Origin of the sequence: Rossellomorea arthrocnemi (genome assembly GCF_904424705.1) — a bacterium.
In the GTDB taxonomy this organism is placed as follows: domain Bacteria; phylum Bacillota; class Bacilli; order Bacillales; family Bacillaceae_B; genus Rossellomorea; species Rossellomorea arthrocnemi.
The window spans coordinates 287,970-308,342 of the sequence record NZ_CAJGBF010000001.1 but is presented as its reverse complement, the minus strand read 5'-3'; the positions used below and the strand labels follow the sequence as shown (position 1 = coordinate 308,342).

The window sequence follows — 20,373 nt, the reverse complement described above, 5'->3', positions numbered from 1 at the left end:
TTCCAGTAGAGTACCTTGTGAAACAGATAAAGGGGAGAGGGAGAATGAACATCGTATCATTGAAGGAATTATCGAAAGACAGGATCATCAATTTTTTCCATCGGCATTGGGGAAGTCCGGAGATGGTGATTTCGAGTGGTGTGTATGATTGCGCTGCGTTAGACGGCTTTGCCGTCCTCAGTGGTGAAGATGTAATCGCAGGATTGATTACATATGTGGTCGAAGGTGGAGTATGCGAGATTATTTCACTTGATAGTTTGGAAGAAAAAAAGGGAATCGGCACAGCCCTGATGAAAGAAGTAGAGAAGGTGGCCACCGAGAACCGGTGTAAACGCATTACCCTGATTACGACGAATGATAATTTGCCGGCTTTGAAATTTTATCAAAAGCGGGGTTTCATGATTTCGCATATCCACCGGTTTGCCGTGGAGAAAGCAAGGCGGATAAAGCCTGACATCCCGTTGATCGGACATGACGGAATTCCAATCAGGGATGAGATCGAACTGGAGAAGGGTGTGGATTGACTGGTGGAAAAACAAAACTTGCCTAAATGGGCTGTGGAATCAATAGAGATTGCATCCCCAAGCCCGGAATGGATGGACGCGGGAAGAACTGAAGTGAATGAACTTTCACATCGGCTAATTCCCTTTGGTGTCAAGGAAGTAGAACATATTGGGAGCACGTCGATTCGTAACCTTCCAGGGAAACCAATCCTTGATTTGATGGCCATGATCCCAACTTTTGACCACTTGGATGAGATTGCCGGTAAGCTTGCGGAGGATCAATGGCATTACGTACCGATCGAACTCGATAACCGGCCGTGGAGGAGGTTCTTTATCAAGGTGGAAAATGATAAACGTGTCGCCCATCTACACCTCATGCTGGAGGGTGAACCGAGGTGGGAACAACAACGGTCATTCCGGGATCGGTTGAACAGAAACCCTTCTTTGAAGGAAGAATATGCCGAGCTGAAAAAGCATCTGGCGAACCAATTTCCTGACGACCGGGAAGCTTATTCGAAAGGGAAAGCAGACTTTATTCAAAGGGTATTGGACAGTTCGGAAACGGGGGAGAGCAAATGAAGAGACGACTGCTGCTGATGATCGTAGCCACGCCATTTTTATTGATGGCCTGCAGTGGGGCGGGGAAGCAGAGTGGAAGTGCTGAGCAGGTGAAGCTTGAGGAAGATAACCGAAGCTCAGAAGAAGTTGAAACAGATGAGCCGGTTGATTCCGTGGATATGGCAGACGTCATGACAGAGGACCAATCGAATAACACAGAAGATCCCCTCTCTACATACTCTTCAGAGAAAATCGAATATGCCCGAGTCTGGTTACAAGTCATCGGGAATAAAGGCGTTGAAGTACTGAACGTCCGGCATATTTCAGCCGGGGAAAAGCTGAATCCTTATGAAGATACAAGCATCGGTTATCCAGAAGATGTCATTGTATTAAGCGGCAAAGCCATGGCTGATGGCGTTGTCACATACAGTGGTAATGGGGATGGCACGATTCATGTGTACGATATTCCATCCCACTGGCCGACGAGTGAACAAATCGAGGAATCGATGGAGGACTATACGAAGGGGATAGTAGAAGGTGCGGAGAAGATTTCGGTTGAGACGGGTAAGGAGCAGGAGATTGTTGAGTTGATGGGAAAGATGGATATCGAAAGGTAATGGATGCTCCGCAGGACCTGTCTATGAGTTCTCCCAAGAAAATTCGACACGGCGGCACGATTATTAGAATTCCCGCATGAATCATCTGAATCCCGCACGATTTTCCTGAGAGGCGCATGATTATTCCATAATCCGCACGTAAATTCAATATCCCGCATGAATCATATTTTATCCTATCTAAGGGTAGGAGATGGAAGGATTATTCGCTTGGAAAAGGCTATTTTGAAGGGGAATTGTATAAAAAATGCCCCATTGGAAGTACATGAATAGAAAGAGAAACTCATAATCTGGTAGTCAGTACGAAGTGATCGGAGTTACTCATCCCTCAGACATCTAATCTTGACAATTATTGAATCTTTAGTAAAATTGTCTTACAAATTATATTCACATAGAGTCTTGTTGGAAAGAGGGAGAAGATGTGGAAAATTCGAAGAGTGTAGATATAAAATCCCTGAGCAGGAAAACATTGTCCAACCAGGTTATTGATGAAATCATTGGACTGCTGACAAGCGGGCAACTGAAACCTGGGGACAGAATACCATCTGAAATGGAATTAATGGAGATTTGTGGTGTGAGCAGACCAGTGATTAGAGAAGCAATGACATCATTGGAGGTTCTGGGGATCGTGAATAGGAAGACTAGAAATGGTACATTCTTTGCAGACAAAGTAGGTTCTAAACCGTTTTCAATGATGTTAGCGCTTTCATCTACGGACTTAGTTTCGATTATTGAGACGAGGGTAGCATTAGAGTTGGGGTTAATTACGTTAGCAGCCGAAAAAATCACGGATGAAGATCTGGCGAAGCTAAAAGGTCTGTTAGATGAAATGAAGGCTCTGCCTACGGAGGATTCATCAGAAGTGGATAAAGAATTCCATAAAGCCATTGCCCTTGCCGCGAAGATCCCTCTTTTTGAATCCATCATTGATCCGTTGCAAAGTTTTCACCATAAGGTGCTGGAGCAGATTCCGTTGGAGGATCGTAATTTGGCTCAAACGATTGAGTATCATGTAGATATTTATAATGCCCTTGAGAAACGTGATCCAATTGAAGCGTATACAGCCATGTATCGTCACCTGGATTTCGTCAGAAAGAAAGCAATGAAGAGGTTTAATACTGAAGAATCCTAAATTATATTCCTATATTGATAACGAAACCGCGAAGGACTGTCCGAATAAAGAATTTATCTTTATTCGGTTTTTTTTTTTGCCTGAATAACGATTCGTAATTAATTTTAAATATTCTAAATTTTTTATTGACTCATATTTTTATTTGTCTTACAATTAAAAATATAAAATGTAAGCGTATTCTTATACTGCTGAAATTACCACAAGAGGGGGGATTCCCGATGATGAATATATCGGTGACGACGACGAAATTTGATTTAACGGATCAGGAGTTAAGACAGATGTGCCAATTAGGGGTAGATTGTGTTGACTTTGGTACCGGGTCTTCGTTTCCAGGTGTGAAGGAACAAGGATTTCCTGATCTGGATGAACTGTTAAAGATGAAGCGCAAAATTCGCTCATTCGGATTAGATATTAACCGTGTGACATTACCCGACCTTTCCAAGAGATTCATGGATCAGGAAGAAGGCAGTGAAGTGGAGGTGGAAAACTCTGTGCAAGCTGTAAAAGTCTTTGGGGAAGCGGGCATCAAGATCGTACGGCAGAGATTTGCCGGAGATACCTTCAATTACATGACAAAAAGCTATCAGGCAAGACAAAGGGGCGGAGCAATTGCACGTGGGGAAAGTCTCGGTTTCAACAAAGAACCCTATGAAACTCCTACTCTTGAAGAACATGAACAATGGTGGTTACGATTCCGAGAGGCCTATTCAAAACTTGTTCCGGTTTGTGAAGAGTATGATGTGAATCTGGGGATGCATCCTTCTGACTCTCCCAATCATGATACACCGTTCGGTGGTTTGGGTTATCGCCGGGTCATGGACGAATTCCCAAGTAAAAATGTGGGTTACATCTATTGTGTAGGAACGAGGGCGGAAGAAGGCGGAAGTCCATTAGTGCTTAATGAACTCAACCATTATGGCAGAAAGGATCGTATATTCCTGGTTCATTTCCGGAATGTAAGGGGCAGCTTGCCGACAGCAGGAGCCTTTGAAGAAGCTTTGTTGGACGATGGGGATATGAACATGTTCAAGATTCTCCTTGAGCTTCGAAAGGTTGGCTATAATGGTTGTCTAAATCCTGATCATGTACCAATGATGGAGGGAGATCGACCGGATCTCGATGGAAACTGGGCCCATTCAAATATCGGCTGGAGTTACGGCAGTGTCGGATTTGCTTATTCAATCGGATACATCAAGGCGATGCTTGCGGCACTGGTTGAGTTCGAAGGGTAGAAAAACAGGGAAGGTGGGAGTTTATGATTAGACTCAATAAGGATCTATTTGCGAGCGCTTTCTTGATACTCATTTCAGTTGTCATGTACGCTGCATCGAACAGTATTAAGAAGCTGACTGTTTCTAAAATTGGTGCGGACTTTGCTCCAAAGCTGGTTGCAATCGCCATTTTCATTCTTAGTATCTTCTATTTGATTAACTCTGTTAAACAATTGAAAGGATCAACTGCTGAAAAGGCTATAGAAATGGACACGGGAGCAAAGAAGGATCAAGAAGGAAAGAAGAAGGTAAGTCCTTTGTCCGTCATAGGCACTATGGGTTTATTGGGATTATATATTACCTTACTGCCAATCATCGGCTTTCTTATTACGACGGTCGTTTATCTCTTTGCACAAATGTATTTGCTGGCTGATAAGAAGGAAAGAAAAATCCCGTTGTTTCTTGTTACATCGGTGATCACTTCCGTTTTTGTTTATTTTATTTTTAAATCAGTTTTCTTCTTAATGCTGCCGGCAGGAATTTTAGGATAGGGGGGTTCGTATGTTTGAGATGTTTCTAGAAGGGTTTGCCTCTGTTTTAACAATTGAGACGATTGCTTACATTCTTGGAGGTGTGGCTCTGGGACTTATTTTCGGTTCAATTCCCGGTTTAACGGCTACAATGGCCATCGCGATTACGCTGCCGATTACGTTTGGCATGGAACCTATATCCGCCATGTCTTTGCTGATGGGACTTTACATAGGAGGAGTATCCGGTGGGTTAGTCCCGGCAATCCTGTTGAACCTCCCAGGGACACCATCTTCCATTGCCACCACATTCGATGGGTATCCAATGGCGCAAAAGGGGCAGGCAGGACCTGCTTTCGGTTATGCGATTCTCTTTTCTTTTCTTGGAGGTTTATTGAGTATTATCGTTCTGATGTTACTTGCGCCTCCACTAGCCAAATTGGCTCTTGAATTCGGTCCTTTCGAATATTTCGCCATCACGATTTTTGCTTTAACGATGATATCCAGCTTATCAGGCGGATCATTGATTAAAGGACTTTTAAGCGGGTTGTTGGGAATAGCGCTTGCAATGGTGGGTTCAGCTCCGATTGATGCATTCCCGCGATTTACGTTTGGATTTAAGGATTTAAATGCAGGATTTCAACTTCTGCCTGTGTTGATTGGATTATTTGCTGTATCCGAAATCATTAAGTCATCCGAGGCAAAGTTGAAAAAGGGTCAATCCGTCAAATATAAACTAAAAGGCTTTGGGTTTTCAGTCAAGGATTTCTTCAAACAAGGATGGAACGGATTGAGGTCCTCTTTAATAGGGATCGGAATTGGGATCCTGCCTGGTATAGGCGGGGGTACGGCGAATATTATCGCTTACGTGACGGCAAAGAACCAATCTAAAAAGCCGGAAGAATTCGGAAAAGGAATCCCTGATGGTGTTGTGGCTTCCGAATCGGCTAATAATGCCGCAGTCGGTGGGGCCCTTGTCCCACTCATTTCATTGGGAATTCCCGGTGATACGGTGACAGCTTTGCTTCTTGGCGGATTAATTCTTCATGGACTGAGCCCAGGTCCACTGCTCATAGAAAACAATGGTGATGTTGTGTATGGCATATTTGCTGCATTAATTATTGCGAACTTCTTCATGATCGCTTTGCTGTTCTGGGGAATGAGAGTATTTACCAAAGTGTTGAGCATTCCACAATATATCCTTCTTCCCATTATTCTCGTACTCTGTGTCGTTGGAGCGATCGGGGTGAATAACCGCTTATTTGATGCAGGAGCTTTATTATTCTTTGGAATCCTCGGTTATGCCATGCTGAAGTTAGATTTTCCGATTACTCCGGTCATTCTGGGCTTTATACTAGGGCCGCTTGCAGAAACGAACCTGAGAAGAGGACTTATGTATTCCAAGGGGGATTTCACACCGTTTTTAACACAGCCTATTGCTGCTGTGTTCCTCTCATTAGCGTTGTTGTCTGTACTATTTAAGATTAGAAGCAATTACAAGAAAAAGCGGGATCATGATTCTAATCATACAATTAGTTTGTAAAGGAATGTCGAACAGTGTTTTTAATAGGAAGAATCCTATTGAAATAATAAATCAGGGGGGTAAAGTATGAAGAAATCATTTAAAGGTATTTTGTTTGCAGTAACTATGCTGGTGTTTGCCACAATGATGGCGGGATGCTCTGACAAGAGTTCGGGGAGTAATGGGGCTGAGGAAAGTGATTACCCATCTAAACCGATAACGGTTGTAGTGCCTGCCGGGGCCGGTGGAGATACGGACGCAAATGCAAGATTACTAGGGAAGTATCTTGAAAAAGAACTGGGACAGCCGATTGTCATTTCGAACGTAACGGGAGCAGGCGGTACAGTTGGAGCCAATGAAGTACTTGATGCAGATGCTGATGGTCATACTGTTCTTTTCTTCCATAACTCCTTACTGTTAAACAGAATTCTTGGCCTCACTGAAGACAGCTATGATTCGTTTAAATTGGCGGGAATTCCAATATTAGACCAGGGAAATACATTCATGGTGAGTGGGGATTCTAAGTTTAAAGATCTAAAGGACATGGTTGAATATGCCCGTGCCCATCCTGGAGAAGTTTCCATTGCGACTGAAGTCGGCGGATTTACACATTTACAACTATTAGCTTTGCAAAAAGACCAGAACATCGAGTTGAATATCGTCGATGTTGGAGGTGCCTCTGAGAAAGTAACAGCATTATTAGGAGGACACGTAGATATCGTTCCTACTTCATTAGGTCTTGTCAAAGACTATGTAGAATCTGGAGACATGCGGTCATTGGGCATTATGGCAAACGATAGGGTGGATCTTATGCCGGATGTTCCGACATTTGTCGAGCAAGGGGTCAATAGTGAATTCGAAAAGTTTTTCTTCTATGGCTTTAACCCGGATACACCTGATAAATTTGTAGATGAATTTTCTAAGGCTGTAGAGAAAGTAGTTAATAACGAAGAGTATGTCAAGGAAGCAGAGAAATTCCTTGTAACACCTACTTACCTGAATCAGCAAGAAGCATTTGATTATATCAAAAAGACCGAGGAAAAATATATTGAGTTAAATAAAGATTAACGAAAGAAGTCGGGGCAGATGCTCCATCTAAGGTAAGAGCATCTGCTAACGTATAGAGGAAGTAATTGAAGAGATCGAATAATTAAAGTTGACACATAATTATTATTGTCTTACAATTTATTTTATTGTAAGACAAATAAACAATTTATAGTGTCTATCTGGGAAGGGAATGAGTGGTTTGAAAAAGAAAAGGAAAGTACCAACAGGAATTTTAGGATTCCCGACTGCCCCCTATAATGAAAACGGTGACATTGACGAGAGAGCATTAGCCAAGAATATTGAGTTTCTGATCAAAGGAGGACTTTCATCCATCTTCATTGCATGTGGGTCTGGTGAATTTCATGCATTGAATAAGGCAGAATATCAATCGATGGTAGAAGTAGCAGTGTCTGTTGCCAATGGAAGGGTTCCGGTCTACTCAGGAGTCGGTGGCAGCATTGCAGATGCCGTTGATCTGGTAAGGTTGTCAGAAAATTTGGGTGTAGACGGGTATTTGATCCTGCCTCCTTATCTCATTGAAGGAGAACAGGAAGGATTATATAACTATTACAAGACCATTATTCAAAAGAGCAGTCTGCCTGCCATTCTTTATCAAAGAGATAATGCCATTTTACAATTGGCCACATTAAGGAGATTAATAGAAGAGTTACCACAAATTGTTGGTGTTAAAGATGGATGTGGAAACATGGAATTGAATCTTGAACTGACACAAACCCTCGGGGATAAGGTTGAATGGTTAAATGGGATGCCATTTGCGGAAATTACCATGCCGGCCTACCACTCGATAGGATTCAACTCTTATTCTTCCGCCATGTCGAACTACATTCCACATGTCTCAAGACTTTACTACGATGCATTAAAGGAAGGAAATGAGGAGCTGGTTAAAGAGATTTATGTAAATGTCCTCCTTCCAATCAACCAAATCAGAAAAGCCCGGAAAGGTTATGCCGTTTCCTTAATCAAGGCGGGAATGGAAATTATCGGGATGCCAGTTGCCAATACAGTCCGTCCGCCATGTGTTCCTGTTGAGAAAGAACACTATGAGCAATTGAAAACAATCATTGAAAAGACATTGGTAAACTATCCCGTTCAGCATGTTGAGTCGAAGGAACTAATCTAGTTTTCTATTAGAAAATGTTTTAGAAAGTGGCTGAAATCAGATTCAGCCATCATAAACCTTAACGAATAACAAGGAGGAGAAATATGACTGTCGAAACTAAACATAATACGTATCTAAATTTTATCAATGGTGAGTGGACGGAATCTGCCAGTGGGAATGTTCAAGCAACCCTAAATCCTGCAGATCGCGATGACCTTGTAGGGTATGTGCAAATGTCAACCAAAGAGGAGGCTGACAATGCAGTTGTCGTTGCAAAAGAAGCACAAAAAACGTGGAGGAAGTTAGCCGGAAGTGAAAGAGGAGTGTTTTTATACAAAGCCGCTGACATACTTGAAAGAAGGACGAATGAAATTGCAGAATGCATGACAAGGGAAATGGGAAAAACTCTCCCAGAAGCGAAAGGAGAAACATCTCGGGGTGTGGCCATCCTTCGTTACTATGCAGGTGAAGGGATGCGTAAAGTGGGGGACGTCATACCATCCACTGATAGTAAAGCCTTGATGTTTACAAGCAGAGTGCCACTCGGAGTCTTAGGTGTAATCACTCCATGGAACTTCCCTGTAGCGATTCCGATATGGAAAATGGCTCCCGCTCTTATCTATGGAAATACGGTGGTACTAAAGCCTGCACAAGAAGCCGCGGTTACTGCAGCGAAAATCATTGAGTGCTTTGAAGAGGCAGGGTTTCCAAAAGGTGTCGTGAATTTTGTCACTGGTTCTGGCTCAGTCATCGGCCAGGCACTTACGGATCATCCTGATGTGAACGGGATCACGTTCACTGGTTCCGATTCTGTTGGGAAGAGCATCGGGCTTTCAGCCTTGGCACGGGGAGCTAAATATCAATTGGAAATGGGTGGTAAGAACCCGGTTATCGTTGCAGCTGATGCCGATTTAGATCTTGCCGTGGAGGCAACTATCAGTGGTGCGTTTCGATCTACAGGTCAAAAATGTACAGCAACCAGCCGTGTCATTGTGGAGGCAAAAGTCTATGAAGATTTTAAAGAAAGATTAGTGGCTAAAACAAAGGACATTACCATAGGAAATGGATTAAAAGATGGCGTTTGGCTGGGGCCATGTGCAAGCGAAGGTCAGATGAAAACCGTCCTATCTTATATCGAAAAAGGAAAACAAGAAGGAGCAAGACTGCTAACGGGAGGGAAACAACTGACTGGTGATGGATATGAAAAAGGGTACTTTGTAGAACCGACTATATTCGATAACGCGACTTCAAGTATGACGATTGCGCAAGAAGAGATTTTTGGTCCCGTCATCGCTTTGATACAAGTCAATACTCTGGAAGACGGACTGGCGATTGCGAATGATGTCCAATACGGACTAAGTGCTTCCATCTTTACAAGTAATATTTCAAGCATGCTTTCATTCATTGATGAGATGGAAGCGGGTCTGGTGCGCATCAATGCAGAAAGCGCAGGAGTTGAACTTCAAGCTCCATTTGGTGGCATGAAGCAATCAAGTTCACATTCCAGGGAACAAGGTGAAGCAGCTAAAGAGTTCTTTACCTCTATTAAGACAGTATTTGTTAAGTAGCCTATTGTCCATCTAGATGGATTCAAATCAGGCGGAGGATAATATGAATGTGATTCTTTCAATCAGGGGTGAGGACAATCGAACAGCAACTAGCCGAACAGCAGATAGCGGGGGAAAAGCCAATTCATACACCGGTCATCACGGATATGAACGTCATTCCGGTTGCCGGTCATGACAGTATGTTATTCAATCTCAGCGGGGCGCATGGCCCCTATTTTACCCGGAATGTCATTATTCTAAAAGATAATTCAGGTCATACAGGTGTTGGAGAGGTTCCGGGAGGGGAACGCATTCGCAAAACACTGGAGGATGCAAGATCCTTTGTCATTGGGCAGTCGATTGGCAGGTATCATACCATTCTCAATTCTGTGAGGAAGCAGTTTGGAGACCGTGATGCTGGTGGGAGAGGTCTTCAAACATTTGATTTAAGGGTGACCATTCACGCAGTGACAGCATTAGAAGCAGCTCTCCTAGACCTCTTAGGGAAACATCTTGATGTACCTGTAGCTGCATTACTTGGTGAAGGGCAGCAACGCAAAGAAGTGGAAATGCTGGGGTATTTGTTTTATGTAGGTGACCGGGCAAAAACAGATCTTCCTTATGTAAGTGATTTGAACCATGAACAGGATTGGTTCCGGTTGCGCCACGAAGAGGCGGTGACACCCGAAGCTATTGTCCAATTGGCTGAAGCAGCACATAAGCGGTATGGATTTAACGATTTTAAATTAAAGGGCGGCGTGTTGCGGGGGGAGGAAGAAATAGAAGCGGTGACGGCTCTTGCCGAACGCTTCCCTGATGCCAGGGTGACGCTTGATCCGAATGGTGCCTGGTCATTGAAGGAAGCGATTCGTTTATGCCGCGATCAGCATCATGTTCTTGCATACGCAGAAGATCCATGCGGAGCGGAAAATGGCTATTCTGCAAGAGAAATCATGGCTGAGTTCAGGCGGTCAACAGGTCTTAAGACCGCAACCAATATGATTGCCACGGACTGGCGGCAGATGGGGCATTCCATCCAATCAAACTCGGTGGATATCCCCCTTGCTGATCCCCATTTCTGGACGATGCAGGGCTCAGTCCGGGTGGCCCAAATGTGTCATGATTGGGGCCTGACATGGGGATCTCACTCGAACAATCACTTTGATATTTCGCTGGCTATGTTTTGCCATGTTGCTGCAGCTGCGCCAGGTACGATTACCGCGATCGATACACACTGGATTTGGCAGGATGGCCAGCGGTTGACGAAGGAGCCATTTACCATTCATGACGGTAAGGTGAAAGTACCTGATAAACCAGGCTTGGGAATTGAAGTGGATATGGAACAAATTGAAAAGGCTCATGCCCTTTATCAAAAAGAGGGGCTGGGTAGCCGGGATGATTCAGTTGCCATGCAGTACGTAATCCCCGGATGGACGTTCAATCATAAACAGCCATGTTTGGTTAGATAACGCGCAAAGGAGACGTTTCATATGTCTTTAAACGAAATACCGCTTTATATTCAGATAAACCCACAGGATAACGTAGCGATTATTGTAAATTCCAAAGGTCTCTCACAGGGGACCATTTTCCCTTGTGGACTTGAACTAGAGGAGTATGTTCCACAAGGTCACAAGGTAACGCTGACTAATCTTGCAATCGGTGATGCCATTGTCCGATACGGTGAAGTGATTGGCCATGCAGCCGCCCCGGTTAAAAGGGGGCGCTGGCTGAAAGAGTCCCTCGTAAAGCTTCCAACACCTCCGGAATTAGATGAGCTTCCCATCGCTACGAAAATCCCCGACAGGCTTCCGCCTCTTGAAGGGTATACCTTTGAAGGATATCGAAATGCTGATGGAAGTGCCGGAATAAAAAATATTCTCGGCATTACGACAAGTGTACAATGTGTCGCCGGTGTTCTGGATTACGCTGTAAGGGAAATCAAGAAAGAGATCCTTCCAAACTATCCTAATGTTCATGATGTTGTAGCCATCAATCATACATATGGGTGTGGAGTTGCGATAAACGCCCCTGAAGCAGAGATCCCGATTCGGACCATCCAAAATATCGCGATGCATCCTAATTTTGGAGGAGAGCTGCTTGTTGTAGGGTTAGGATGTGAAAAGCTTGCTCCGAGCAGGCTTGTTCCATCCGGTGATCATGGATCCATTGTCTCTTTGCAAGACGAGAATGGATTTACCAATATGATTAAAACCATCAAGGAAATGGCAGAGGAACGTCTCACTTCATTGAATCGCCGTCAACGGGAAACGTGCCCTCTCTCTGATTTGGTTGTTGGGCTGCAGTGTGGCGGAAGCGATGCCTTCTCTGGGGTGACTGCGAATCCAGCTGTTGGATTTGCAGCGGACTTATTGGTTCGGGGCGGTGCGACGGTCTTATTTTCTGAAGTAACAGAAGTCCGGGATGCTGTTCATTTACTGACACCCAGGGCGGTAAACGAGCAAGTTGGCAAAGATCTTATTAAAGAAATGAAATGGTACGACGATTACTTGATGAAAGGGGATGCGGACCGTAGTGCCAATCCATCGCCAGGGAATAAAAAAGGAGGCTTATCAAATGTTGTAGAAAAATCGCTGGGTTCCATTGCGAAATCTGGAAGAAGTCCGATCTCTGGAGTATTATCACCTGGTGAAAAAGCAGCACAAAAAGGGTTGCTTTTTGCGGCTACCCCAGCGAGTGACTTTGTATGTGGAACGCTTCAACTGGCATCGGGAATGCATATGCAGGTTTTTACAACCGGTAGAGGGACCCCTTACGGATTGGCTATGGCTCCAGTGATCAAGGTTTCAACGAGAAATACGTTGATGGAACAATGGCATGATCTGATTGACGTAAATGCCGGTGAAATAGCAACGGGTAAGGCAACCATCGAGGATGTTGGCTGGTCTATCTTCCATTATATTATAGACGTGGCAAGCGGTAGGACGCAGACGTGGGCAGAGAAGTGGAGACTGCATAATGATCTGGCTTTATTCAACCCTGCTCCAATTACATGAACCAATCCATTCAAAGGCATACCTTTCAATCGGGTTGCCTTTCTCTTGTTTTTAAAAAGACTGTTTACGAAAGGATTGGAAGCACATGAATAGAAAGAGAAACTGGTAATCTGCCAGGATAGCTGTCCTGTGGTTTCAAGAAAGGAATCCTTTTAATAAGGGATTCTTTTTATTTTGTACCTGAATCATAAAGTGTCATTATCATGCAACCAAATTGTTGCTTATCCTTGACAGGCAACCACAAAGTTGCCTATAATCATTATATGACTTGGGACAAAGACACTATATTCAAAGCACTTGGCGACTCGACACGGAGGCTTATATTAGATGAGCTTTCCGACCGCAACGAGCTGACGTTGTATGAACTTACGGCACGCCTCGTAATGAAACACAACCTTTCCATTTCGCGACAGGCGATCACCAAACATCTCAATTTATTGGAAGATGCAGGACTCGTCCTTTCCGAACGGAAGGGAAAGTATCGAGTACTTACGTTTAACAAAGAACCACTTAACCACTTATTGAAAGGATGGACAGACTAATCTTTCATAAAAGGGCAGAAGAAAACCTGCCATCGCAATGATTAAAGGAGGCAACATAGGATGAAAATTATTATTACCAGCATCTTCGTTCAAGATCAAGACAAAGCATTAGCGTTTTACACAAACACCTTGGATTTTGTGAAAAAGCATGACGTTCCCACAGGAGCACACAGATGGATCACGCTCGTTTCAGCTGATGAACAGGAAGGGACCGAGCTGTTACTCGAACCAAACGAGCACCCTGCTGCCAAGGAATATCAAAAGAAATTATTCGCAGACGGGATCCCTGTCACCATGTTTGGGGTTTCGGACATTCATAATGAGCATAAGCGATTAGTGGAAAAAGGGGTCACGTTTACGATGGAGCCTACCGCCATGGGTGACATCACTATCGCTGTCTTCGACGATACATGCGGAAACCTTATTCAAATGATCGAGCAGAAGTGATCTGCATTTCATGGCCTTTTCTCTGTTGCAGGGGGAAGGCTATTTTTTATCAAAACGGGAGAGGGATTTGAAAAGATAGCGGTTTATTCTAAGGGATATTGGGGATTCTTCTTAGTAGTACCGTAAGAGGAGTGGACGTATGGAATTAGATGGCAGAAAATTAAAAGACAGGGCCAAGGCCGCAATGGGTAAGTTAAAAGACAATATGAAGGGGACGTACTATTCCATCGCTGATATCCCCTCATCATCCGTACAAGAGCTCGCGGATTTCGTTCAGCAGCATCCCGACACACAGGAAATCAAGAAGGATCTCCTCGGGCACACGTTTACCTTCTTCAGACTGAACATGGAAACCTATCATTTCTACTTAGAAACCAAGGCCGAACGTATTTTACAATTGGATGGTTCATTAAATGGGAAGAGATTTGTTTCCTACCGATCCTACCGGGATTCGGATGATTTACTTTCACCAGTTAAATTGAGATGAGAATAGGAAGATGGGCTTTCTGGTTGAGGGAGGCCTGTTTTTTTTGTTTAATGAGAGAAGTGAGGCGCTTTTCTTAGAAGAGCAGAATGGTTGAACAAGTGCAGTTGCACATATGATATATTTAAAAGTATGAATACGATCTCGAATGTTCAAAAAAGAAGATTGACTCCAGACTTAGCACGAGGATTTATGTTGTTGTTTATTGCATTGGCACATGCAAATCAATTTATCTTTTCAACTGACCGGGGAGTGACGTTAACCGATCAGTTCACTGTTTTTATTAGGCAGGTTTTCATTGATGGACGCGCTTTCCCTTTGTTTGCCATCCTTTTTGGATACGGGCTCCATCAAGTGTATAAAGGGCAAGAACGAAAGGGGAGCAGTTGGAAAGATACCAAAAAAATCTTCAGGCGGAGAGGAGCTTTGATGTTAGTGATAGGCTTTTTCCACGCCACTCTTTTTTTTGCAGATATTATTGGGGTGTATGGATTTATTGCTCTCCTTTTTGCAAGTTTATTTCTTCGATTGTCCAATAGAAAAAGCATTATTTTAATTATTTTTTTCTTGTATTGGTTGGCCTGCTGGCTCCGTACATGCCCCGGGGCTTTGATGCATTAAATATGGAAGTCACGAATTCCGCCACGATTGAAGACCCTATGGAGGCATCGATTACCCGAATGTTTGAATGGATGTTCTACACACCGGTTCTGAGTTATCAAGTAATCCCAGGCGTGCTCATGGGTATTCTGGTTGCTCGATTTCAAGTAATCGATCATCCTAAAAGATATCAGAAGACACTCCTTACGGTTGGTATAGGCGGACTATTCCTATCGACGGTCGGCGGTATCCCGATGGCCCTCATGTCATCATTGTTTTGGCCAAGCTACAGTGATGTATTAGAAGCAACGGCAAAATCACTCCATACCATCACTGGTTATGCTGGTGGAGTAGGATGGACCGCACTGATTGGACTCTTAGCCATTAAAGTGGAAGGGAAAAGATATCCCTTTACAAAGGCCATTGTTGCACTTGGACAACGTTCACTTAGTTTTTATCTATTTCAGTCTGTTCTGTTTGTTTTCATATTAGCTCCATATGCTGGAGGTCTTGGTGGACACATTAATCAGTTATGGAGTGATTTCATTGCGGTGTTTGTTTGGTTTGTTTCCGTAATGGTTGCTCATTATATGCATCAAAATTCCATAAGGGGCCCTTTTGAGACTTTTTTAAGGAAGAAGTCAGCCATTAAATAGCTTTAAATGGGGAAACGTAGATAGCATGCTGGTAATTATAAATCTCTCACAAAAATCATTCGGAACTGCCGGATGATTTTTGAGGTTTCAAGAACCTTTGACGGCTAAAAATAGGAAGCACTAGAACCGTCCCCTTGCTTCCCGTCATCCGTATCATTTGTATAGGCAAAAAATGTTGAGAAACTGCGCAAATGAGGGAATGTAAAAAATACAATGGGGGCGGTTGAATGGAAAGAGAGCCTCTAAGAAAGGAACACCTACAATGCTTCTATTAAAAAAAGGCTTGGTTAGAGGAGGCATCCCGTTTATATTCGTGTCCATCATTTCGTTGCTGTGGAATCTATTCCAAGGATCATCAGCTTTAACGAACAATTTCTTTTTTAATGGTCTGATCGCTTTTTTCCTGGGGTTGGCAAGTGTCATATATGAAATTGGAAAATGGGGCTTTTTACAACAAATTCTGGTTCATTATTTGGTCATGCTGGTGACGGTTTTTCCAACGTTACTTCTGAGCGGGATGTATCCCCTTGATTCCTTTAGGGATGTAGTAAGTGTATATTTCCTTTTTAATAAGACTGGGATTATCTTATTTTTGGCTACATATGTTCTTTTTAAAGTGAGGAATAGAGCATATATGAAGGCCCAGGATCAATAGGATCTAACTATTATTGGTGCCTAACTCACCGGTAAACCTTACATTTACAGGGGCAGGTATCGATTTTCTACTACCGGCATATGTTTTTACGGAATGAAGCTTCTACCCTTTTTATTGGGGGTATGAGGCTTTTTATTTTGTTTCAGGTGAATATATACACGGTCCATGTTCACATTCGTATTAATTCTCCAACTTCACACATAATAAGTAAAAATGATCAATGTAGAGGGGTTTTTATGAAGTTGAACAGTGGCGATGACAACAATGGATTCAGCTCCACGAATAATGTCAATCGTGAGTGGGTTGACAATCTTTCCAGTTCAAATGACTTTGTTCATTACCATACATCATTAATAGACGGAGAGCCATTTTGGATTTCCTATTATCGCACGCTCATTTCTTCTGACATCCTGCATAAAGATGTTCTTCCCTATTTGCAAAATCAGATTTCCTTAGAAGAGTTAATGAGCATCATCCCTATTCAGGAAATCATATTTACTAGTGATACAGATAAGATTGTTCAAAACATGATGAATGGATATATGGCGATTCAAATTCACTCTCATGATCAAGACTGTTTATTGGTGAATATTGCAAACAGTAAGTTTCGCGATATCGGTATACCGACGTCAGAAGCTTCTGCGATAGGTCCTCAGGTTGGATTTATTGAGGAATTAGATACGAATATTAATCTTATCCGTAAAAGGCTGCCTATATCAGAGCTCATTGTCAAAGAAATGAATGTCGGAAAGTTATCAAAAACAAGAGTGGCTGTATTATATGTGGAAGGGATTGCGGATCAGGAAAATATAAACACCGTCATTCAAAGGATCAAAGAGATTCAATATGATCAGATTCAGGATAGTTCCTATATCTCATCCATGATTGAGGACAATTCAAATTCCCTGTTTCCACAGTCCATTTCAACGGAACGGTCAGACCGGGTGTCGGCTGGATTAACCGAAGGGAAAATTATCATTGCCGTTGACGGTTCACCTAACCTGGTCATCCTGCCAGTCACATTCATGGAATCCTTTATTGCAATGGAGGATTACAGCTATACTTGGATCATCAGCAATTTCTTTCGGATCATGCGATTTGTTGCGGTTTTCATCTCATTTTTAATTACACCAATGTACGTGGCCATCATGACCTATCATTACGAATTGATCCCAGCTCGTTTACTGGAGCCCCTTGTAGGTTCAAGAGCAACTGTCCCCTTTCCTCCATTTCTCGAAGCTCTGTTTTTAGAGCTCATGATTGAAATGGTAAAGGAGGCAGGAATTCGTTTACCACTGAAAATCGGGCAATCACTTGGCGTTGTGGGTGGGATTGTCATTGGGCAAGCAGTTGTAGAAGCAGGCTTAACCAGTAACGTATTGTTAATTATAGTAGGACTGGGAACATTAGCATCGTACACATCTCCAGTTTATAAACTTAGCAATACCGTCCGTTTTATAAAGTTCCCAGTTATATTTCTTGCTGCATGGCTCGGCTTATTAGGTGTTTTTGTATGTGTGATATTTACAGCCATCCATTTATTAAGGCTGACATCACTTGGACGACCTTATTTAAGCCAGTACCCTTTACGGATCACTTCATTTCAAGACTTGTGGATAAGACTCCCTTTTTCTATGCAAAAATACAATCCCAAAACCCTAAGGCCTCAAAAACAGACAAAATGTGTAGACAATAAGAAAAATCCTGAACCATTAAATGATTTTTATGAATAATGTTTAGGGGGATTACGTTTGAAAGTAGATATAAGACACCAGGTTTCTCCTTATTTAGTCTTCTTTATCATTTACAATTCCCAAGTAGGTGTTGGAATTTTAAGTTTCCAAAGAAGGATTGCAGAGAAAGCAGGATATGATGCATGGATTAGTGTCTTAGTAGCAGGTTGCCTGGTCCAGGCTTTCATTTGGGTGATGTATAAACTGCTGGAGAAAGCTGATGGGGATATTATTGATGTACATATAGATGCTTTCGGAAAGATTCTTGGGAAATTCGTAAGTTTTTTTATCATCATTTATTACGGGTTAGCAAGCATTTCCGTCATGCTTGAATATATCGAGATTGTTCACGTTTGGATGTTTCCTGTGTTACCATCCTGGGTCATTTCCTCCTTGACTCTTATATTAGTTTATTATTGTATTTCAGGAGGATTCCGCGTTGTTGTCGGCTTGTCTTTTTTGTCATTTCTTTTTCCACAAGTAATCATAATGGTATTGTATTTCTTCCCATTAAAAATTGCCGAATTTTCAAACCTGCTCCCAATCATGAATCACTCATTAGTGGACATGTTGGACTCCGTTAAGAGCTCGATGTACACGATTGCTGGTACAGAAGTGTTATTGATGGTCTACCCATTTATTAGAAATCCTGATAAGTCCAAAAAATTTGCTCATTTGGGTGTACTCTTCACTACAGTACTATATACCGTTTCAAGTATTGTTTCTTTCACATTTTATAGTGAAAGTCAGTTAAAAACGACCATTTGGCCAGAGCTTTCGATTACAAAGATCATTAAGTTCTCTTATTTAGAGCGATTTGAATACTTGTATATCTCTATGTACTTCATTATCGTTACTGCTTTGATTTCACTGTTGTTATGGTGCTCAAGCAGAGGGTTAAAGAGAATTTTCAATATGAAGCAGAAATATGCATTACTGATCTTAAGTTTAGGGAGTGTTTTGATTAGTCAATTGGGAAACGGCCAGGCCAGGGAGATACTTAATACATCAGTGACCCAAATGAATGTATACATTTTTTACATATATATTCCGCTTCTCCTACTGTATTTTACTTTGTTCAAAAGGGGGAAACCTAATGGTTAAGCATGCCTCTTGGTTGTTCTTCATTTTACTATTATCGGGCTGTTCCTTACTTCCTACCAAAATTGTAAATGAGATCGGGATGATACAAGGCGTCGGCTATGATTTGGCCGAGGACGGAGGGGTAATTGGAACAATTGTATATCCAATTATTAACAAAAATAAACCTTCCAAAAATGAAGTCAAATCGGCGTTCGGGCAAGCCAGCAAAGAAATACGTACGAATTTAAATCAAGAATCACAGCTTCGCCTAGTAAGTGGACAACTCAGATTTGCTCTTTATGGGAAATCTCTGGCGGAAAAGGGTATAAATGATTTTGTTGATACTTTAAACCGTGACGCATCAATCGGTAGTGTTGTTCAATTGGCCATTGTTGATGGTAACGCGAATGAAATATTAAATGTAAATAAATACAAAGACGAGAATATCTCCATTTACCTGCAAGAATTGTTGGACCAGAACATGGAATCCGGGCAGATTCCGCACACCGATTTACATACTTTTTTGTTTCAATTATTTCAAGTAGGCCAGGATCCATATTTACCAACTATAAAAATTGTAAATGGCAGTATTAAAATCTCTGGAATTGCCCTGTTTAAATATGATAAATATATTACGTCATTATCAATGGAAGATAGTTATATATTTAAGACATTACTGAATAAAGATAGAGATGGATTCCAATCATTTAAATTTGAGAATGGGGATAAGGTGGTTTTGCAAACTCTATCTTCAAATCCAGAATATAAGGTCAACATTGTACATGGACAACCGGAGTTCACCATCAATCTAAAGACAAGACTACAAGAATTTTCCTCATCAAAGAGAAAACGGCAGTCTTTTAATAAAAAGGTATATCAAAAGAAGGTAGAAAAACAATTAGAAAAAAAGGCTATGGACCTCATTACGCAACTTAAGGAAATGCAGGTTGATCCATTAGGTTTAGGGGCTAAATACAAGGAACATGATCGCTCATTCAATAAAGAAAAATGGGAAAAGTATTATCCAAACGTAAAAGTTTCTGTTGCGGCAAAAGTCGAAATTCAACAAACAGGAACGATTGATTAATTATATTTAAACAAGATGAAACGCAAGCGTCCTAGTGCTTTTTTGTGAACAATAAAGAATATTCGACACGGCGGCATGATGATCGAATATCTCGCACGATTTATCTGAAATCCGCACGATTACTTGGTGGCTCGCACGATTATTTCAAAACCCGCATGATTATCCTGAGACTCGCATGATTCGTGGACACATCCCTTCTCCAAGGCAGGATGATGGAGGCTGGGACAGTTAAAACAGGCAAAAGTGTAGAAAACCCGTCCCATCTTTTAAAAAAGGGACGGGTTTTCTGAA

Annotated in this window: 21 protein-coding genes; all 21 read left to right on the top strand. The window is 42.2% G+C overall.

Annotated elements, in window-relative coordinates:
* The first annotated feature begins 44 nt into the window (after positions 1-44).
* The 21 genes from BAA9072_RS01610 (at position 45) to BAA9072_RS01510 (ending at position 20,082) form a co-directional block, all read left to right on the top strand.
* Positions 45-524 (top strand): GNAT family N-acetyltransferase, encoded by a 480-nt coding sequence (locus BAA9072_RS01610; protein ID WP_201712932.1) that lies wholly within the window; start codon positions 45-47, stop codon positions 522-524.
* Positions 525-527: 3 nt separating this feature from the next.
* Entirely contained in the window at positions 528-1,082 is a 555-nt protein-coding gene (locus BAA9072_RS01605) for a GrpB family protein (RefSeq protein ID WP_408015193.1), read from the top strand.
* Positions 1,079-1,678 (top strand): hypothetical protein, encoded by a 600-nt coding sequence (locus BAA9072_RS01600; protein ID WP_201712931.1) that lies wholly within the window; start codon positions 1,079-1,081, stop codon positions 1,676-1,678. Before BAA9072_RS01605 ends, BAA9072_RS01600 begins: the two co-directional genes overlap by 4 nt.
* A gap of 418 nt (positions 1,679-2,096) precedes the next feature.
* Positions 2,097-2,807, top strand: coding sequence for a FadR/GntR family transcriptional regulator (locus BAA9072_RS01595; RefSeq protein WP_201712930.1), 711 nt, complete (start codon positions 2,097-2,099; stop codon positions 2,805-2,807).
* 218 nt (positions 2,808-3,025) lie between these two features.
* A complete protein-coding gene (locus BAA9072_RS01590) occupies positions 3,026-4,039 on the top strand; it encodes a mannonate dehydratase (RefSeq protein WP_201712929.1) in 1,014 nt (337 codons plus the stop codon).
* Between the two features lie 23 nt (positions 4,040-4,062).
* Positions 4,063-4,569: a tripartite tricarboxylate transporter TctB family protein gene (locus tag BAA9072_RS01585; protein ID WP_201712928.1), complete on the top strand. Its 507-nt coding sequence runs from the start codon at positions 4,063-4,065 to the stop codon at positions 4,567-4,569.
* Between the two features lie 10 nt (positions 4,570-4,579).
* A complete protein-coding gene (locus BAA9072_RS01580) occupies positions 4,580-6,088 on the top strand; it encodes a tripartite tricarboxylate transporter permease (RefSeq protein WP_201712927.1) in 1,509 nt (502 codons plus the stop codon).
* Between the two features lie 66 nt (positions 6,089-6,154).
* The gene (locus tag BAA9072_RS01575) at positions 6,155-7,135 is read left to right on the top strand and encodes a tripartite tricarboxylate transporter substrate binding protein (protein ID WP_201712926.1); all 981 of its coding nucleotides are present in this window, start codon (positions 6,155-6,157) and stop codon (positions 7,133-7,135) included.
* Positions 7,136-7,313: 178 nt separating this feature from the next.
* A complete protein-coding gene (gene kdgD, locus BAA9072_RS01570; RefSeq protein ID WP_201712925.1) occupies positions 7,314-8,255 on the top strand; it encodes a 5-dehydro-4-deoxyglucarate dehydratase in 942 nt (313 codons plus the stop codon).
* A gap of 83 nt (positions 8,256-8,338) precedes the next feature.
* Positions 8,339-9,802 carry an alpha-ketoglutaric semialdehyde dehydrogenase GucD gene (gene gucD, locus BAA9072_RS01565; RefSeq protein ID WP_201712924.1) on the top strand — a complete coding sequence of 488 codons (1,464 nt, stop codon included), beginning with the start codon at positions 8,339-8,341 and terminating at the stop codon, positions 9,800-9,802.
* A 104-nt stretch (positions 9,803-9,906) separates the two neighbouring features.
* Positions 9,907-11,250, top strand: coding sequence for a glucarate dehydratase (gene gudD, locus BAA9072_RS01560; RefSeq protein WP_408015198.1), 1,344 nt, complete (start codon positions 9,907-9,909; stop codon positions 11,248-11,250).
* Positions 11,251-11,271: 21 nt separating this feature from the next.
* Complete coding sequence (gene garD, locus BAA9072_RS01555; protein WP_201712923.1) at positions 11,272-12,795, top strand: galactarate dehydratase; 1,524 nt, start codon at positions 11,272-11,274, stop codon at positions 12,793-12,795.
* 263 nt (positions 12,796-13,058) lie between these two features.
* Complete coding sequence (locus tag BAA9072_RS01550; RefSeq protein WP_201713185.1) at positions 13,059-13,337, top strand: ArsR/SmtB family transcription factor; 279 nt, start codon at positions 13,059-13,061, stop codon at positions 13,335-13,337.
* Positions 13,338-13,397: 60 nt separating this feature from the next.
* Positions 13,398-13,784, top strand: coding sequence for a VOC family protein (locus BAA9072_RS01545; RefSeq protein WP_201712922.1), 387 nt, complete (start codon positions 13,398-13,400; stop codon positions 13,782-13,784).
* A 139-nt stretch (positions 13,785-13,923) separates the two neighbouring features.
* On the top strand, positions 13,924-14,271 hold the full coding sequence (locus tag BAA9072_RS01540; RefSeq protein ID WP_201712921.1) for a hypothetical protein: 348 nt from the start codon (positions 13,924-13,926) through the stop codon (positions 14,269-14,271).
* A 195-nt stretch (positions 14,272-14,466) separates the two neighbouring features.
* Positions 14,467-14,889, top strand: coding sequence for a DUF418 domain-containing protein (locus tag BAA9072_RS01535; protein ID WP_201712920.1), 423 nt, complete (start codon positions 14,467-14,469; stop codon positions 14,887-14,889).
* Positions 14,890-14,891: 2 nt separating this feature from the next.
* Positions 14,892-15,524 (top strand): DUF418 domain-containing protein, encoded by a 633-nt coding sequence (locus BAA9072_RS01530; protein WP_201712919.1) that lies wholly within the window; start codon positions 14,892-14,894, stop codon positions 15,522-15,524.
* A gap of 262 nt (positions 15,525-15,786) precedes the next feature.
* Entirely contained in the window at positions 15,787-16,179 is a 393-nt protein-coding gene (locus BAA9072_RS01525; RefSeq protein ID WP_201712918.1) for a DUF3021 family protein, read from the top strand.
* Positions 16,180-16,415: 236 nt separating this feature from the next.
* Entirely contained in the window at positions 16,416-17,912 is a 1,497-nt protein-coding gene (locus BAA9072_RS01520; protein ID WP_201712917.1) for a spore germination protein, read from the top strand.
* Between the two features lie 18 nt (positions 17,913-17,930).
* Positions 17,931-19,016 carry a GerAB/ArcD/ProY family transporter gene (locus tag BAA9072_RS01515; protein WP_201712916.1) on the top strand — a complete coding sequence of 362 codons (1,086 nt, stop codon included), beginning with the start codon at positions 17,931-17,933 and terminating at the stop codon, positions 19,014-19,016.
* Positions 19,009-20,082: a Ger(x)C family spore germination protein gene (locus tag BAA9072_RS01510; protein WP_201712915.1), complete on the top strand. Its 1,074-nt coding sequence runs from the start codon at positions 19,009-19,011 to the stop codon at positions 20,080-20,082. The genes BAA9072_RS01515 and BAA9072_RS01510 overlap by 8 nt, the downstream gene beginning before the upstream one ends.
* The last annotated feature ends 291 nt before the right edge of the window (positions 20,083-20,373 follow it).

Coding starts and splice junctions, on each gene's coding strand:
- BAA9072_RS01610 (WP_201712932.1), top strand. CDS start 45: ATGAACATCGTATCATTGAAGGAATTATCGAAAGACAGGATCATCAAT.
- BAA9072_RS01600 (WP_201712931.1), top strand. CDS start 1,079: ATGAAGAGACGACTGCTGCTGATGATCGTAGCCACGCCATTTTTATTG.
- BAA9072_RS01590 (WP_201712929.1), top strand. CDS start 3,026: ATGATGAATATATCGGTGACGACGACGAAATTTGATTTAACGGATCAG.
- BAA9072_RS01585 (WP_201712928.1), top strand. CDS start 4,063: ATGATTAGACTCAATAAGGATCTATTTGCGAGCGCTTTCTTGATACTC.
- BAA9072_RS01580 (WP_201712927.1), top strand. CDS start 4,580: ATGTTTGAGATGTTTCTAGAAGGGTTTGCCTCTGTTTTAACAATTGAG.
- BAA9072_RS01575 (WP_201712926.1), top strand. CDS start 6,155: ATGAAGAAATCATTTAAAGGTATTTTGTTTGCAGTAACTATGCTGGTG.
- gucD (WP_201712924.1), top strand. CDS start 8,339: ATGACTGTCGAAACTAAACATAATACGTATCTAAATTTTATCAATGGT.
- garD (WP_201712923.1), top strand. CDS start 11,272: ATGTCTTTAAACGAAATACCGCTTTATATTCAGATAAACCCACAGGAT.
- BAA9072_RS01550 (WP_201713185.1), top strand. CDS start 13,059: ATGACTTGGGACAAAGACACTATATTCAAAGCACTTGGCGACTCGACA.
- BAA9072_RS01545 (WP_201712922.1), top strand. CDS start 13,398: ATGAAAATTATTATTACCAGCATCTTCGTTCAAGATCAAGACAAAGCA.
- BAA9072_RS01540 (WP_201712921.1), top strand. CDS start 13,924: ATGGAATTAGATGGCAGAAAATTAAAAGACAGGGCCAAGGCCGCAATG.
- BAA9072_RS01530 (WP_201712919.1), top strand. CDS start 14,892: ATGGAAGTCACGAATTCCGCCACGATTGAAGACCCTATGGAGGCATCG.
- BAA9072_RS01525 (WP_201712918.1), top strand. CDS start 15,787: ATGCTTCTATTAAAAAAAGGCTTGGTTAGAGGAGGCATCCCGTTTATA.
- BAA9072_RS01520 (WP_201712917.1), top strand. CDS start 16,416: ATGAAGTTGAACAGTGGCGATGACAACAATGGATTCAGCTCCACGAAT.
- BAA9072_RS01510 (WP_201712915.1), top strand. CDS start 19,009: ATGGTTAAGCATGCCTCTTGGTTGTTCTTCATTTTACTATTATCGGGC.